Source organism: Burkholderia sp. Ac-20379, from assembly GCF_017104645.1.
Taxonomy (GTDB): domain Bacteria; phylum Pseudomonadota; class Gammaproteobacteria; order Burkholderiales; family Burkholderiaceae; genus Burkholderia.
In genome coordinates, this window is record NZ_JAAGPF010000171.1 from 1 (window position 1) to 15,737 (window position 15,737).

A 15,737-nucleotide genomic window follows, 5' to 3' on the forward strand; every position below is an offset into this window, starting at 1 on the left:
CGTTCATGATCGTCGCGTGCGCGCGACGCCGTGCAACACTGCGCCCGGCTCGTGATAGGGCCGGCGCGGTAACGGCGCGCGGCGCGGCGGCGAGGATGCCGCCGCGACCGCGCTCGACATGCAGCCCGAATTCAGCGCCCGTAGCTGCCGGTGCGCAGCGCCTGCGCGTCGTCGTGCGCCTCGGCGTCGCCCATCGGCTCGACCGCCACCGGCACGCGCCGCGCGATCGCGCACATCAGCTCGTAGCCGATCGTGCCGGACGCTTCCGCCACGTCGTCCACGTGCACCTGCTGCCCCCACAGCTCGACGTGCGAGCCGACCTTCGCGTCGGGGCAGGGCGTGAGATCGACGGTCAGCATGTCCATCGACACGCGGCCCACCACGCGCGTGCGGATGCCATCGACGGCGATCGGCGTGCCGGTGGGCGCGTGGCGCGGATAGCCGTCCGCGTAACCGCAGGCCACCACGCCGATGCGCATGGTTTGCGGCGCGGCGAAGCGGCGTCCGTAGCCCACGGTTTCGTCGGCCGCGAGGGTTTGCACGCCGATCAGCTTGCTGCTCAGCGACATGGCCGGCTGCAGCCCGGTGTCGGCGATATCGCGCGCGAGCCCGGTGGGCGACGCGCCGTACAGGATCGTGCCGGGGCGCACCCAGTCGCGGTGCGCGGCCGGATGCCAGAGCACCGCGGCCGAGTTCGACAGCGAGCGCTCGCCGGGCAGGCCCTCGGTGGCGGCGTCGAACACCTGCATCTGCCAGTCGGCCTGGCCTTCGTCGGCATTGGCGAAGTGCATCATCAGCGCGATCCGGCCGATCGACGGCGCGGCGGACGCGCGCGCCCAGGCGGCGCGGTAAGCGTCGGGCCGGAAGCCGAGCCGGTTCATGCCGGAGTTCATCTTCAACTGGATGTCGATCGGCTGCGACGGGCGCGCCGCTTCGAGCAGCGCGAGCTGTTCGTCGCCGTGCACGGCGACCGTCAGCCGGTAGCGGTCGGCGATGGCCACGTCGGCCGCGTCGAACACGCCTTCGAGCAGCAGCACCGGCTTGGTCCAGCCCAGCTCGCGCACGCGCACGGCCTCGTCGAGATCGAGCAGCGCGATGCCATCCGCCTCGGCCAGCGCCGGGTAGATGCGTTCGATGCCATGGCCGTACGCGTTGGCCTTCACCACGGCCCAGACGCGGGCCGAACCGGCGCGCCGGCGGATGATCTCGAGGTTGTGACGGACGGCGGCGGGGCGGATCTGGGCCAGGATCGGACGGGGCATGAGGTTCTCGGGCGGATTCGGCTGGGACGTGCGAACCAGCGGCGCGGCCTCGAACGGGCTTGAAGCCGGCACTGGATCGCGCATAACGATGAATTGGCAGTGATGAGCGCCATCATATTGGCTTTGAAGCAGTTTTATTTAATGTATTTGTCGATTTTTTGGTAAGGAGCGCCGGTCTGGCGGGCCGCCGCGATCGTCTCCGGCCCCGCAGCGGGAACGGAAACTGCGTGACCGATCGGACGGATCGGGCGCGCGGTATCGGTTGCCCGACCGATGGGCAGGCGCGCCGCGATGCGGCATGCTTGTTCGCTGCGGCAGCAAGGCCGGCGCCCATGCGGATGCGCCGTCCGGCGCCGCCGCGCCGCGTCCGCGGCAGCCTCACACGACGTTCATCGAATCGACGTAGAGTGTGAGGTTCCTCTCATCGCGATGCCGCTGAAGGAGCGACCCATGTCCCCGTCAGACCGCCCCGTCCGGGTTCCCGGCCCCGATCACCCGATTACCGTGTCGCCCGCCGGCGCGCACGTGCGCGTGCTGGCCGGCGGCGCGCCGCTTGCCGATTCGCACGGCGCGCTGACGCTGCGAGAGGCGAACTACCCGCCCGTGCAATACGTGCCGCGCGCCGATGTGGATCTCGCGCGCGTGGTGCGCAGCACGCACACCAGCTACTGCCCTTACAAGGGCGAAGCCACGTATTACACGATTGCCGGCCTCGGCCCGCGCGGCGAAAACGCGATCTGGTCGTACGAAGCGCCTTACGAGGCCGTCGCCCCCATTGCCGGCCATTTCGCGTTCTACCCCGAGCGCGTCGACGCGATCGAGATCGCGCCTTGATCCGTCCTTTCTCCGCGCTGTAACCGTCGCCGCCGCACGCGCGAACTGATGACCGGTTCCGGCGCGCGAACGCACGGTGCGCCACCCGCTTGACCGACGAAGCCTCCCGCTCGCCTGCGCGAGCGGCACCCATATCCCCAGGGCCCCACGATGACCAAGAACGAACTGACGGCGCAAGCGCTCGCGTCGACGCTGGAGCAGGACATCACCGAGGTTCGCCGCGCCAGCCTCGCGCTGGCCGCGCCGCTGAGCGCCGAGGACCAGGTGCTGCAATCGATGCCCGACGCCAGCCCCACCAAATGGCACCTCGCGCATACCACCTGGTTCTTCGAGACGGTGATTCTCGAACGCCGGCTGCCCGGCTACGCGCCGTTCGATGCGCGCTACGCCTTCCTGTTCAACTCGTATTACGAAGCGCTCGGGCCGCGTCATGCCCGGCCGCAGCGCGGGATGCTGTCGCGGCCCACGCTCGACGAGGTGCAGGCATACCGCCGCCATGTCGATGCGCATCTGCTTGAGCTGGTGCGCGGCGCGGATCTGCCGCTGCTGGTGGAGATCGCGCCGGAGATCGTGCTCGGGCTCAATCACGAGCAGCAGCATCAGGAACTGTTGCTGACCGACATCCTGCATGCGTTCTCGGTCAATCCGCTGCGGCCGGCCTATCGCGACGACGGCGGCGCACCGCGCCTGGCCGGCGCGCCCGAGCTGCCCGCCGCGCCGCGCTGGCTCGCGCATCCGGGCGGCATCGTCGAGATCGGCCACGACGGCAACGGTTTCGCGTTCGACAACGAAGGCCCGCGCCATCAGGCACTGGTGCGGCCGTTCGAGATCGCCGACCGGCTCGTCAGCAACCGCGATTACGCGGCGTTCATGGCCGACGGCGCGTATCGCACGGCGTCGCTGTGGCTGTCCGACGGCTGGGCCGCGGTGCAGCGCGAGGGCTGGTGCGCGCCGGCCTACTGGCAAGCGAAGCCGGGCGGCGAGAACGCGGCCGAGGCGGGCGGCGATCCGCTGGCCGGCTGGCTCGGCTTCGGCCTCGACGGCGTGCAGCCGCTCGAGCCCGACGCGCCGGTCGCGCACCTGAGCTTCTTCGAGGCGGCGGCCTATGCCGAATGGGCCGGCGCGCGCCTGCCCACCGAGTTCGAATGGGAAGCGGCGTTCGGCCTGCCCGGCATCGCGCAGATGCTCGGCAGCGTCTGGCAGTGGACGCGCTCGTCCTACGACCCGTATCCGGGCTTCCGCCCGCTGCCGGGCATCGCATCCGAATACAACGGCAAGTTCATGGTCGGCCAGCAGGTGCTGCGCGGCAGCAGCATCGCCACGCCGCGCGGCCACGCGCGCCCGACCTACCGCAATTTCTTCCCGCCGGCCGCGCGCTGGCAATTCACAGGAGTGCGCCTTGTACGAGACCTCTGACCTGTTCCGCGCGAACCCGGGCGCGGCGCGCCGCGCCCGCACCCCCAGCCCGTTCGGGCGCGATCTGATCGATGCGCTGGCCACCCGGCCGCGCAGCATCTCGCCCAAATATTTCTACGACGCCGCCGGCTCCGCGCTGTTCGACCGGATCTGCGAACTGCCCGAGTACTACCCCACGCGCACCGAGCACGCGATCCTCGAGCGGCACGCGGCCGACATCGCCGCGGCGATCGGCGCCGATGCGAACCTGATCGAGTTCGGCGCCGGGTCGCTGTCGAAGATCCGCTTCGTGCTCGACGCCTGCCTGGCCGGCGAGCCGCCCGCGAGCTACGTGCCGGTGGACATCTCGGCCGCCTACCTGCGCGACGCCGCGCTTGCGCTGCGCCGTCATTACCCCGCGCTGCCGGTGGAGCCGGTCGCGGCCGATTATCTACAGGCCGAATCGATGCAGGAACTGGCGCGCGTGCCGGACCGGCGCGTGGGCATCTTCTTCGGCTCGACGATCGGCAACTTCTCGAACGACGAGGCCGACACGTTCCTGCGCCGCACGGCCTCGTTGCTGGCGGGCGGCGGGCTGCTGATCGGCGTCGATCTCGTCAAGGACACGGCGGTCCTGAACGCCGCTTACAACGATGCGGCCGGCGTGACGGCCGCGTTCAACCTGAACCTGCTCGTGCGCGCCAACGCCGAGCTGGGCGCCGATTTCGAGCTCGCCCACTGGGCGCACCGCGCGTTCTACGACACGCATCTGCAGCGCATCGAGATGCATCTGGTCAGCCGCCGCGATCAAACGGTGCACGTGAACGGCCGCGCGTTCGAGTTCGTCGAGGGCGAAACCATCCACACCGAGAATTCGCGCAAGTTCACGGTGGACGGGTTCCGCGCGATGGCCGAGCGCGCCGGTTTCGTGCCGGGTGCGGTGTGGGCCGATCCGGCGGGGCTGTTCAGCCTGCACTGGCTCGTGAGCCCAGCGAAGTAACGGTTCGAGATCCGAAGCGATGGCGTGCGCCCGGCCCGCGCGGGGCGCACGCCCGAAATTCGAATTGACGTTCGGTGTGCGATCGATTTACGATGGCAGCCAGTTTCCGGGATAGACCCGGAGCACTTCAAACTCTTGAGGGAGCCTCATGAGCACGCAGTCCAAGCGCTTCGACGCGCTCGTTTTCATCGGCCGTTTCCAGCCGCCTCACCGTGGTCACCTGAATGTCCTGAAAGCCGCCTTGGCTCAGGCGCCGCGCGTTTGCGTGCTGATCGGCTCGACCGACCGCCCGCGCACCATCAAGGATCCATTCTCGTTCGACGAGCGCCGCCAGATGCTCGAATCGCTGCTCGACGACAGCGAGCGCGCCCGCGTGAAGATCGTGCCGGTGCAGGATTCCACCTACAACGACACCGATTGGGTGCGCTGGGTTCAGCAAGCGGTGGCCGGCGCGCTCGGCGGCGACGCCGCGCAGGCCAGCATCGGCCTGATCGGCCACGAGAAGGACGCCTCCTCGTACTACCTGCGCATGTTCCCGCAATGGCCGTTCGTCGAGATCGAGCCGAGCGAGGATATTTCGGCCACCGAAATTCGCGAGCAGTATTTCGCCGAACGCCCGAACAGCTTCGTGTCGTGGGCCGTGCCCGCGCCGGTGTTCGCGTGGCTGGAGGATTTCCACACGCGTCCCGAGTTCGCGCAACTGAAATCGGAAGCCGAATTCATCGCCGCGTATCGCAGGAAGTGGGCGGCCGCGCCGTATGCCGTCACGTTCGTGACCGTCGACGCGGTGGTGGTGCATTCCGGCCACATCCTGCTGGTGCGCCGCCGCAGCGCGCCGGGGCAGGGGCTGTGGGCGCTGCCGGGCGGCTTCGTCGAACAGGACGAGCGGCTCGACGCGGCCTGCATCCGCGAGCTGCGCGAGGAAACCGGCCTCAAGCTGCCCGAGCCGGTGCTGCGCGGTTCGCTGAAGGATCGCCAGGTGTTCGACCACCCCACGCGTTCGCTGCGCGGGCGCACCATCACGCACGCCTCGCTGTTCCACTTCCCGACCGGCGACCTGCCGCGCGTGAAGGGCAGCGACGACGCCGACAAGGCGCGCTGGGTGCCGCTCAACGAGTTCGAGACGATGCGCGACCGCATGTTCGAGGATCACTTCGACATCGCGTATCACTTCCTCGGCAAGCTTTAACCGCGGTTCTGTTTCATCGCCCGGCGCAAGCCGGGTGCGTTCGATCCGCCGGGACAGACCCGGCGGCCTTCCCCAGGTCCAGAGGAGCTCTGACCATGCAAGCCGATGACTTCGGCGGCCTCGCCGCGATTCTCGCCAATCCGATTCTCGATACGGATTCCTACAAGGCTTCCCACTTCCTGCAATATCCTCCCGACGCCACGGCGATGTTCTCGTACGTCGAATCGCGCGGCGGCCGCTATGCGCGCACGCTGTTCTTCGGGCTGCAGATGCTGCTCGAGACGCACCTGAGCCGGCCTGTTACGCACGCGATGGTCGACGAGGCGCGCGATTTCTTCGCGCTGCACGGCGAGCCGTTCAACGAGGCCGGCTGGCGGCGCGTGGTGGAGCGCTACGACGGCTATCTGCCGCTGCGCATTCGCGCGGTGCCGGAAGGCTCGGTGGTGCCGGTCGGCAACGTGCTGATGACGGTCGAATGCGACGACCCCGAACTGTTCTGGCTCGCGTCGTACGTCGAAACGATCCTGCTGCGCATCTGGTATCCGGTCACGGTGGCCACGCGCAGCTGGCACCTGCGTCAGACGATTCGCGCGTATCTCGAGCGCGGCGACGACGATCTCTCGCAACTGCCGTTCAAGCTGCACGATTTCGGCTCGCGCGGCGTGTCGAGCGCGGAATCGGCGGCGATCGGCGGCGCGGCCCACCTGGTCAGCTTCATGGGTTCGGACACGGTGCTCGGCGTGCTGGCCGCGAACCGCTGCTACCGCGAGCCGATGGCCGCCTATTCGGTGCCGGCCGCCGAGCACAGCACCATCACCGCTTGGGGCCGCGACGGCGAGGCCGATGCGTATCGCAGCGTGCTGGCGCGCTGCGGCAAGCCGGGCGGCATCGTGTCGGTCGTGTCGGACTCCTACGATCTGTTCGCCGCGCTCGACCTGTGGGGCGGCCCGCTGCGGCAGGCCGTGATCGATTCGGGCGCGACGCTGGTGGTGCGGCCCGATTCGGGCGACCCGCAAGCCATCGTGCTGCGCACCGTGCGCGCGCTCGACGCGTCGTTCGGCTCGACCGTCAACGGCAAGGGCCGCCGTGTGCTGAACCACGTGCGCGTGATTCAGGGCGACGGCGTCAACGAGGCCTCGATCGAGGCGATCCTGGCGGCGCTCGACGCGGCCGGCTATTCGGCCGGCAACGTGGTGTTCGGCATGGGCGGCGCGCTGCTGCAGCAGGTCGATCGCGATACGCAGCGCTTCGCGATGAAGTGCTCGGCGATCCGGCGCGGCGAGACGTGGCAGCCGGTGGGCAAGGACCCCGTCACCGATCCGGGCAAGCGGTCGAAGCAGGGGCGGCTGACGTTGCAGCGCCATCGTGCGACGGGCGACTATCGCACCGTGGCGCTGCCCGCGCAGTGGCGCGATCACACGCTCGAAGGCGAGTGGGAGGACGCGCTGCACACCGTGTTCGACACGGGGCGGCTGCTCGAGCAAACGACGCTGGCCGAGGTGCGCGCCCGCGCGCATGCCGGGGAGACGCAGGCGCTCGCATCGGGTTGAGCGGCGTTCCCGACGCAAAAAAAAACGCCGGCGCAGCGATGCTGCCGGCGTTTTTCATCGTATGCCGAACGCATGCCGCGAGCGCGACATATCGCGCGCTCGCCGGCGTCAAACCGAGCGCGCCATCCAGGCGCGGCGGCACGCCTGACGCACGCGCGCCGCGATCCGCACCAGCGCCAGCCCGTTCTGCGCCCACACGCCCATCCCGTAATCGCGCCCCGGCCCGGCCGCGCTCGGCAGTTGATCCGAGATGCCGGTCGGCTCGACCTTGCGGGTCCAGTCGGCCGTGCGAAACAGCATGTCCCACCACGGAAACAGCACGCCGAAATTGCAGCCGTAGGCCACGCCGGTGTGGCCGTATTCGACCGCATGATGGCGGCGATGGAACGCCGGGCTGACGATCAGCCGTTCCAGCAGCGGCCCGTAGGCGATCCGCGCATTGACGTGCTGGATGCTCTGCAACGTGTTGCTGACGGCCACCAGCACCACGTATTGCCCGGGCTGCACGCCAATCAGCAGCGCCAGCAGCGCGAAGAACGCGCTTTGCACCACCACGTCGACGAAGTGATTGCGGTCGTCGTTCCAGAACGACATGCGCTGCTGGCTGTGATGCACGGCATGCAGTTCCCACCACACGCCGAAGCGGTGCTGCCAGCGGTGATACCAGTAACCCGCGAAATCGAGCGCCACCACGTAGATCGCGAACGACACGAGCGGCTGGTCCGATACGCCCGGCCAGAATGCGTCGAGATTGACGTTCCAGATGCGGTGCACCTGCATCCACGTTTCCGCGTGATTGAACAGCGGTTGCAGATAGACGAAGAACAGCCCGTTCACCACGCCGAGCTTGGCGATCCACGTGTACCAGACATCGGCGCGCACCGGCCGCCGGTCGGGCCAGCGTTCGAGCGGCCGCCACGCCTCGAGCGGACGCAGCACGGCCCAGGTCAGCGCGATCTCGCACACGGCCACGATCACCCAGTACAGCGCGTCGTAGATGTCCTCGTCGTAGTCCATCAGATGCGCATGGAACAGCAGCGGCTGCACGAGATCGACGAACACGCCGGTTTGCACCGCGCCGATCAGGTTGTCGGCCGAAGCCAGCAGCGTATCGAGCATGACGGCCTCCGTCAGTCGGGGTTCGGCGCGTAGACGGGCGCGCGATCGGCGAAGAACAGCCCGTGCGGCGAGCGGCCCACGGCGATCGCGGTGACCAGCTTGCGCGTGCTCAGGTCGATCACGCCGACGTGGCGCGAGAAGCGGAACGTCACCCACAGGAAGCGCTTGTCGGCCGACAGCTCCATGTCGTCGGGGCCGGGCATCAGGCCGGTGATGTCGCCGGTGTTGGTCAGCGCGGTGTAGTCGAGCACGCTGATGGTGCTCTCCACGCGGTTCGTGACGGCCACGTGGCGGCCGTCGTCGAGCGAACGGAAGTTGTGCGCGCCGCGCCCGGTGTGGATCTTCTTGATCACCTGATGCGTGACGCAATCGACCACCGCCACGTCGTCCTCGCCGGTCATGCCGACCAGCAGGTAGCGGTTGCCTGGCGTCATCCAGAGGCCGGCCGGATCCTGCCCGACATGCAGGCGCCAGTCCACCGTCTGCGTCGGCAGATCGATCGCCACCACGTCGCCCGATTCCTGCAGCGTGACGTACACGGTGCGGTTGTCCATCGAGAACGTCATGTGGCTCGGCATCTTCTCGAGCGGCAGGCGCTTGGCGAGCGTGAAATGCAGCGGCGCGTCGTAGTGGTAGATGTCGACGCGGTCGAGCCGCAGCGCGTTCGTGACGAACCAGCGGCTGTCGGGCGAGAAGCCGAGCTGGTACGGATCCTCGATGTCCTGCAGCGTGCCTTCGATGCGGCCGGTGGGCGGGTCGACGAACATCAGGTTGTCGGACACCGAGTTCGCCACGATCAGCGTCTTGCCGTCGGGCGTGATCATCAGGTGATGCGGTTCCTTGCCGGCCGGCATGGTGGCGACGACCTTGCGCGTGGCTTCGTCGATCAGGTTGATCTTGGCTTCGCCCGAATCGAGCACGATGACGTTGTCGGCATGGGCGGCGAGCGGTGCGCCGGCGGCGCAGCACAGCGAGAGAAACAGCACGCGCAGGCGCGCGGCGGGGGAACGGAACATCTCGGACTTCCTGAAGCGGGCGTGAGGTAGGCAGGCCGTGCGGCGCGGCTCGGGCGAGCGCGCGCACGGCAGACGCGCAAGTTACCGGCGGCGTGTTCGAGCGTCCAATGCATTGTGCGGCTGAAACGATGCGCTGCGCGTATGAGTGGAACAATCGCGGCGTGCGCGCGCCGGTGCGCGTCGCGCGGCGCAGCAATGCGCGGGAAATCGAAGGCCGCGTGCAAGCGGATCGACGGCGCGGCGCAGGTTCGGCGCAAGCGCCGTTGAAAGTCGGCAGGAAGGATCGGGCGGCAATGGTTGCGTGCGCAACCGATGGCGCCGCGCGCCCGATGCGGGTTTCAGCGCAGCGTGCCGAACACGCCGCCGAGCGCGGCGCGCAGCAGATCGCCCGAGGTCGGCCGGCTCACGAAGCTCATGGCCGGCGCGTAGGTCAGCTCGAAAATCAGCGCGCCCACTGTTTCCGCTTCGATCCGCAAGGCCGGATCGAGCGCGAGCAGCCGCTCGCCGAGCGTGCGCCAGTGCGAGCGCAGCACGGCCTCCTGCGATTCGCGGAACGTGTCGGCGGGCTTGGCGTGGCGCGCGTATTCGAGAATCAGCAGCGGCCAGTTGCCTTCGCGCGAGTGCCGGTCGGCCCACGCGGCGATGCGGTCGATCGCGTCGGGCAGGGCGGCCGCGCCGTCGATCGCCGCATGCAGATCGGCGAGGCTGCGCTGGCCGTGCGCTTCCAGCACTTCGAGAAACAGCGCTTCCTTGCCCTGGAAGTTCGAATACACCGCGCCCTTGCTGAAGCCGGCCACTTCCGCGATGCGATCGAGCGAGGTGGCCGCGTAACCGTCGCGCGCGAACATCGCGCCTGCGACGTCGAGCAGCTTGATGCGCGTTTGCGCCTGACTTGCCTCGCGAGTCAGTCTTGCCATGCGTGTCTCCTGTGAAATAGGGGCCGGTTGAATGCCCAACAGTATACAGATACCATTCGGTATTCGAATCGATTGGTTAGTCCCATGTACAAGAAAGGAACGGCACTGGAATTGCAATTTTCGCCGCGTCGGTTGGCGGGCGAAACCGGCCAGCCGCTGCAGATCGAACTGGCCGCGGATGAGGCCGAACGCCTCTACCGCGCGCTCGACGCCTATCTGGCCGGCAATCCGGTGCAGGGCGCGGAGCCGCTCGTGGTCGCGCTCGACGATGCCGCGCCGCCGGCCGCGAGCGACGCCGCCGGGCAGGGCGGCGCAACCGCCGTACCCGCCGCGGCCGAGGCCGGCGCCGCGCCGGCCACCGATTTCCAGCAGTTCGTCTGCCTGATCTGCGGCTGGATCTACGACGAGGCGATCGGCGATCCCGAGCACGGCCTCGCCCCGGGCACGCTCTGGGCGCACGTGCCGGACGACTGGCGCTGCCCGCTCTGCGACGTCGGCAAGGAAGATTTCGCGCTGATGGCGTTCTGAACGAACGCGCCCCGAGCGGCGCGAGCGTCGTGCGTGCCGCCCGCGCGCGGCACACGACTCACGGCTCACGACGCCGAACGCGGCGCGCAACGCGCCCGTTCCTCTCCCCGGCGGTCCCTGCGCCCGCCTTGCAATTGCCTCGCTCATCGCCACATGTCTCAGGCGCTTCGCAAGCCGCTTGCGATCGTCCTTTAAGATGGCGGCACGGTGCCGTTTTGCCGTCCCCTTTTTCGAAGAGAGTGTCTCGATGAGCCAAGCACCCCGTCCGACGCCGGATTCCGCGCGTCCCAAGGCGCAGACGATCGCGCTCGCCGCGCTCTACACAGTGCTCGTTGCACTGGCCCTGTGGGTAATCCGCGCATTCCTGCCGGCCGTGGCCTGGGCGGGCGTGATCGCCATCGCGCTGTGGCCGGCGCTGCGGCGCATCGACGAAGTGCGCTGGCTGACCGGGCGCAAGACGCTGGTGGCGATCCTGCTGACCTCGGCGGTCGGCCTGCTGCTGGTGGTGCCCGTGGCGGTGGCGGTGGTGCAGGCCGCGGCGCAGTTCCACGACGTGTTCGCCTGGGTGCGCGACGCGCGCGCCAACGGCATTCCGCTGCCCGACGCGGTCAATCACCTGCCGTTCGGCGCGCAGCAGGTCAGCGCGTGGTGGCAGGCGCATCTGGCGCAGCCGCTGCACGCGCCGACCGGCGTGAAGGGCATGAACGGCGAGGCGTTCGTCAGCTACGGCAAGGCGTTCGGCTCGCACGTGGTGCATGCGGCGGTGCTGTTCGGCTTCATGCTGGTCACGTTGTTCGTGATCTTCCAGGGCGGCCCGCGCGTGTCCGATTCGCTGCTGCGCGGCGTGCGGCGCGCGTTCGGCGCGAACGGCGCGTCGCTGATCCAGCGCATGGCGTCGGCCATCTACGGCACGGTGACGGGCCTGGTGGTGGTGGGGCTGGGCGAGGGCGCGCTGCTCGGCGTGGCCTATGCGTTCGCCGGCGTGCCGCACGCGGCGCTGCTCGGGCTGGTCACGGCGGTGGCCGCGATGCTGCCGTTCTGCGCGCCGGTGGTGTTCAGCGGCGCGGCGCTCTGGCTGTTCATCGTCAAGGGCGCGGCCGCCTGGGCGATCGGGTTGGCGGTGTTCGGCTTTGTGGTGGTGTTCATCGCCGAGCACTTCATCCGCCCGGTGCTGATCGGCGGCTCGGCGCGGCTGCCGTTCCTGCTGGTGCTGTTCGGCATTCTGGGCGGCGCGGAAACCTTCGGCCTGCTCGGCCTGTTCATCGGCCCCGCGCTGATGACGGTGCTGACCGTGCTGTGGACCGAATGGATCGATTGAGTGCCCGAGCGTCCGAGTGCTACGCGCAGTCGGGTTTCTGGCGCGCTATTCTTGTGCCCGCAACCGTCCGGCGCCGCGCGCCGTTTTCAACAGAATTCAACATTCATGACCCCGAGGTGCTTTAGGATGCGTGGATGACAACCGACCGTGCCGTCCGGGTTCTATCCGGCATGCTGCCCACGCCCCCGCGTTCCTCCATCGCCGTGCTGCCGGTGGCCGCGAGCCTGCTGCTGTCCGGCTGCTCGTGGTTCGGCTGGCTGCATCCCTCGTTCTCCTATGCACGGCTGCCGGTGCCGAAGGCGGCGTCCCAGCACGGCGCGACCCAGCAGCGCGTGGTGGGCGCCGGCGGCAATCCGGCCAGCGTCTGGATGGTGCGCAGCGGGACCGGCGTTTGCTACAACTACATGCTTCAGCACGGCAACGAGCACCGGCCGTACTACGTGGTGTTCGACCGCCACGGCTTCGTCACCCATCATGGCTTCGCCACCTGCATGGAAGCCGATCGCAAGGGTTTGCTGCGTCACGCGGCACCCGCGGCTTGAGTGGCCTGACCCGCGGCTTGCCTCGAATCGCTTGCGTCGCTCGGGCCGCCTGAGCTCCCGGTAGCCGTTTTTCGAGCCGCCGGGCGGCGAGGGCCGCGGCCGGCGCGAGCTGTGCCGCCCGCGCCGGGCTTTCAAGCCTTTCGGGGCATCCAGATGGCCGGGGCGGCTTTCGGCGCCGAGGCCGCCCGGCCGCCCACCCACCCACCTCAAGCCAGCGTATCCACCACCCCGCCGTCCACGCGCAACGCCGCGCCCGTGGTGGCCGACGCCTGCTGCGAACACACGTACACCACCAGGTTCGCCACCTCCTCGGTGGTGGCCGGGCGCTGCAGGATCGAGCTGGGGCGCTGCGTGCGCACGAATTCCACCGCCACTTCATCCACCGTCTTGCCCTGCTGATCGGCGCTGTCCTTGAGCATCGTCTTGACGCCGTCCGACAGCGTCGGCCCCGGCAGCACCGAGTTGACCGTCACGCCGCTGCCGGCCGCGAGCTTGGCGAGGCCGCGCGCGATCGACAACTGCGCCGTTTTCGAAAATCCGTACTGGATCATGTCGGCTGGAATGTTCAGCGCCGATTCCGACGAGATGAACACCACGCGGCCCCAGTCGCGGTCGAGCATCGCCGGCAGGTAATGGCGCGAGAGCCGCACGCCCGACATCACGTTGGTCTGGAAGTAGTGCTCCCATTCGTCGTCGTCGATGTCGAAGAACGGTTTCGGGCCGTAGATGCCGGCGTTGTTGACGAGGATGTCGGCGTGCGGCGCGGCGTCGATCAGTTGCTTGACGCCGGCGGCGTGCGACAGGTCGGCCGCCACGCCCGACGCGCTGACGCCGGGCACCGACGAACGCAGCGCCGCGAGCGCGGCCTCCACCGAGCGCTCGCTGCGGCCGTTGACGATCAGCGTCGCGCCGGCGCGCGCGAGGCCGTCGGCGATCGCGTAGCCGATGCCGCCCGTCGAGGCGGTCACGAGCGCGGTCTTGCCAGTCAGGTTGATCTGCATGAGAAGGACTCCGGAAAGGGCGTTGTAACGAATGCAGGCGGCGAACCGTTGGCGGCCTGCGCGTGCATGGCGAACGTGCGTCAGGTTAGACGAATCGGCGCGCGTGCGTGCGCATGCCGATCCGCGGCTTGCCGCGCCACGGAGCCGGCAAATCCGGTGCCTTCGCGCGGGAGCAAAAAATATTTTGGATGACGCGGGAATAAAACGCGAGGTGCTCGTGTTCGCCCGTTTGTACCGCAGCGTTTCCTGGCTGATCAGGCGAACGAAGCGTTCCACTCCCCTAAATGACGTGTTTCCGGAGAAGTCTGATGAAGCTGAAATCCTTGATCGCCGCCACCCTCGCCTGCACCGCACTGACGGGCGCCGCCACGGCCTTTGCGCAGGACAACACGGCCGCCGCGCCGATCAAGAACGTCGTGCTGGTGCACGGCCTGTTCGCCGACGGTTCGAGCTGGGCCAAGGTGATTCCGCTGCTGCAGGCGAAGGGCCTGCACGTCACCGCGGTGCAGAACCCGACCACTTCGCTCGACGCCGACGTGGACGCGGTCAAGCGCGCACTGGCGCAACAGGACGGCCCGACGCTGCTGGTCGCGCACTCGTACGGCGGCATGGTGATCAGCCAGGCCGGCGACGATCCGAAGGTCAAGGGCCTCGTGTACATCGCGGCGCGCGCGCCCGATGCCGGCGAGGATTACCCCGCACTGACCAGGAAATTCCCGGCGGCGCCGGCATCGGCAGGCCTGCAATGGTCGCAGGACGGGTTCGGCAAGCTGTCCGAACAGGCCTTCGTGCACGACTTCGCGGGCGATCTGCCGCCGTCGGACGCGCGTGTCTACTACGCGGTGCAACAGCCGATCGGCAAGGCGATCACGATGGCGAAGACGACGGTTGCCGCGTGGCACGACAAGCCGACCTGGTACGCGGTGTCGACGGAAGACCGCACGATCAACCCGGATCTCGAACGCTTCATGGCGCAGCGCATGCACGCGCACACGATCGAGATTCAATCGAGCCACGTGTCGCTGATCTCGCATCCGGCTGCGGTCGCGAACCTGATCATCGAAGCGGCCGGCGAAGCGAAGTAAGCGTTGTAGCAAGCAGGGTATCAAGCCGGAATCGGTGCGGGTGCATCGATTCCGGATTTCGCACTCCGAACTATCAGGCGGGCGGCGCGACGCTGCGCATCCAGCGGGCGATGCCGCCCACCACCTGTTTCTCGATACCGAAATAGCCGTGCGGCGACAGCGAGCTGCACGGGTTCGACGATTGGGCCACGCCGCCCTCCACGCGCAGCACGGTGACCGTGGCGTGCGACATCGACCGGGCGATCTCGTCGGCGCGCGAAGGCGGCGCGACGGTGCAGGTGTCGTCGCGGTTCGCCACCACCAGCGCCGGCGCGCGCACGCGCTCGGGCCGCGCGTCGAATACCGTTTCGCCCGAATGCCCCACCACCGACACCGATTCGGTCAGCACGATGCCGGCCAGTTCGCCGTCGCGCGCGGCCGAGCCGGCCGCCATCGCCGCGATCGAGCCCTGGCTCGTGCCCATCGCCCACAACGGTTGGTCGGTCAGCGTGTGCGCGTAGTCGAGAATCTCGCGCAGCACTGACCGGTAGGCCTCGGTGCTGCGCTCGCCGCGCATCGATTCGCGGCCGATCGCATCGACGATCACCACGCCGTAGCCGAGCCGAGCCCACAGCTCGCGCGTGCGCACCACGAAGTTGTTGTCGTGGCGCAGCGCGCCGTCGCGCTCGATGCCGACGTCGCCCGCGCCGCCCGGAAACATCACGATCACGCCGCGCATCGGGCCCGCCGGGCCGTAGAACAGCACGCGCTGATGTTGGCCGCCGGGCAACGGCAGATCCTGTACGTCGCTGCGCGTGGCGAACGCGGGCGCGCCGCTGGCGGCGGCCGCCAAGGCGGGCGTCGCCAGCCCGAGCGCGTTCGCCTCGTCGCTGATCTGCTCGGCGCAAACCTACACGGTGGCGAACGCCGACCAGACCGACATGTTCGCGGATACGGTCCACCCGACCACGCGCCTGCACGCGCTGTTCGCGCAGTTCGTCG

Annotated in this window: 15 protein-coding genes and 1 pseudogene; 10 read left to right on the forward strand and 6 right to left on the reverse strand. The window is 68.8% G+C overall.

Translation table 11 applies throughout. From position 1 onward, the window contains the following. Nucleotides 1-131: 131 nt before the first annotated feature. Entirely contained in the window at nt 132-1,262 is a 1,131-nt protein-coding gene (gene alr / locus G3N92_RS20645; protein ID WP_206129437.1) for an alanine racemase, read from the reverse strand. A gap of 450 nt (nt 1,263-1,712) precedes the next feature. Between alr and G3N92_RS20650 the strand changes: the two genes are divergently transcribed. From G3N92_RS20650 to G3N92_RS20670, 5 genes are all read left to right on the forward strand, one after another. Continuing rightward, the gene (locus tag G3N92_RS20650) at nt 1,713-2,096 is read left to right on the forward strand and encodes a DUF427 domain-containing protein (protein WP_206129438.1); all 384 of its coding nucleotides are present in this window, start codon (nt 1,713-1,715) and stop codon (nt 2,094-2,096) included. 150 nt (nt 2,097-2,246) lie between these two features. Next, entirely contained in the window at nt 2,247-3,512 is a 1,266-nt protein-coding gene (egtB, locus tag G3N92_RS20655) for an ergothioneine biosynthesis protein EgtB (RefSeq protein ID WP_206129439.1), read from the forward strand. Between the two features lies 1 nt (nt 3,513). Continuing rightward, entirely contained in the window at nt 3,514-4,491 is a 978-nt protein-coding gene (gene egtD, locus G3N92_RS20660; protein WP_241014920.1) for an L-histidine N(alpha)-methyltransferase, read from the forward strand. A gap of 148 nt (nt 4,492-4,639) precedes the next feature. Next, the gene (locus G3N92_RS20665) at nt 4,640-5,680 is read left to right on the forward strand and encodes a bifunctional nicotinamide-nucleotide adenylyltransferase/Nudix hydroxylase (RefSeq protein WP_206129441.1); all 1,041 of its coding nucleotides are present in this window, start codon (nt 4,640-4,642) and stop codon (nt 5,678-5,680) included. 95 nt (nt 5,681-5,775) lie between these two features. Continuing rightward, complete coding sequence (locus G3N92_RS20670) at nt 5,776-7,230, forward strand: nicotinate phosphoribosyltransferase (RefSeq protein ID WP_206129442.1); 1,455 nt, start codon at nt 5,776-5,778, stop codon at nt 7,228-7,230. Between the two features lie 108 nt (nt 7,231-7,338). On the opposite strand, the gene G3N92_RS20675 is transcribed toward G3N92_RS20670, so the two are convergent. The 3 genes from G3N92_RS20675 to G3N92_RS20685 all read right to left on the reverse strand — a co-directional run bounded on the left by G3N92_RS20675 (nt 7,339) and on the right by G3N92_RS20685 (nt 10,282). Continuing rightward, a complete protein-coding gene (locus tag G3N92_RS20675) occupies nt 7,339-8,349 on the reverse strand; it encodes a sterol desaturase family protein (protein WP_206129443.1) in 1,011 nt (336 codons plus the stop codon). Between the two features lie 11 nt (nt 8,350-8,360). Next, nucleotides 8,361-9,365, reverse strand: a complete 1,005-nt coding sequence (locus tag G3N92_RS20680) for a beta-propeller fold lactonase family protein (RefSeq protein WP_206129444.1) — start codon at nt 9,363-9,365, stop codon at nt 8,361-8,363. 338 nt (nt 9,366-9,703) lie between these two features. Then, nucleotides 9,704-10,282 carry a TetR/AcrR family transcriptional regulator gene (locus G3N92_RS20685; protein WP_206129445.1) on the reverse strand — a complete coding sequence of 193 codons (579 nt, stop codon included), beginning with the start codon at nt 10,280-10,282 and terminating at the stop codon, nt 9,704-9,706. Nucleotides 10,283-10,366: 84 nt separating this feature from the next. Between G3N92_RS20685 and G3N92_RS20690 the strand changes: the two genes are divergently transcribed. From G3N92_RS20690 to G3N92_RS20700, 3 genes are all read left to right on the forward strand, one after another. Continuing rightward, nucleotides 10,367-10,810, forward strand: coding sequence for a rubredoxin (locus G3N92_RS20690; protein WP_206129446.1), 444 nt, complete (start codon nt 10,367-10,369; stop codon nt 10,808-10,810). A gap of 247 nt (nt 10,811-11,057) precedes the next feature. Continuing rightward, the gene (locus G3N92_RS20695; protein WP_206129447.1) at nt 11,058-12,128 is read left to right on the forward strand and encodes an AI-2E family transporter; all 1,071 of its coding nucleotides are present in this window, start codon (nt 11,058-11,060) and stop codon (nt 12,126-12,128) included. Between the two features lie 170 nt (nt 12,129-12,298). Further along, nucleotides 12,299-12,670 carry a hypothetical protein gene (locus G3N92_RS20700; RefSeq protein ID WP_206129451.1) on the forward strand — a complete coding sequence of 124 codons (372 nt, stop codon included), beginning with the start codon at nt 12,299-12,301 and terminating at the stop codon, nt 12,668-12,670. Nucleotides 12,671-12,876: 206 nt separating this feature from the next. On the opposite strand, the gene G3N92_RS20705 is transcribed toward G3N92_RS20700, so the two are convergent. Continuing rightward, complete coding sequence (locus tag G3N92_RS20705; RefSeq protein ID WP_206129448.1) at nt 12,877-13,671, reverse strand: SDR family oxidoreductase; 795 nt, start codon at nt 13,669-13,671, stop codon at nt 12,877-12,879. 308 nt (nt 13,672-13,979) lie between these two features. Between G3N92_RS20705 and G3N92_RS20710 the strand changes: the two genes are divergently transcribed. Beyond that, a complete protein-coding gene (locus tag G3N92_RS20710; protein ID WP_206129449.1) occupies nt 13,980-14,756 on the forward strand; it encodes an alpha/beta hydrolase in 777 nt (258 codons plus the stop codon). Nucleotides 14,757-14,829: 73 nt separating this feature from the next. Here G3N92_RS20710 and G3N92_RS20715 read toward each other — a convergent pair whose 3' ends face one another. Then, nucleotides 14,830-15,525: an alpha/beta hydrolase gene (locus G3N92_RS20715; protein ID WP_206129450.1), complete on the reverse strand. Its 696-nt coding sequence runs from the start codon at nt 15,523-15,525 to the stop codon at nt 14,830-14,832. A gap of 40 nt (nt 15,526-15,565) precedes the next feature. Between G3N92_RS20715 and G3N92_RS20720 the strand changes: the two are divergent. Then, nucleotides 15,566-15,737: pseudogene (locus tag G3N92_RS20720) on the forward strand (acylhydrolase); the annotation flags it as partial.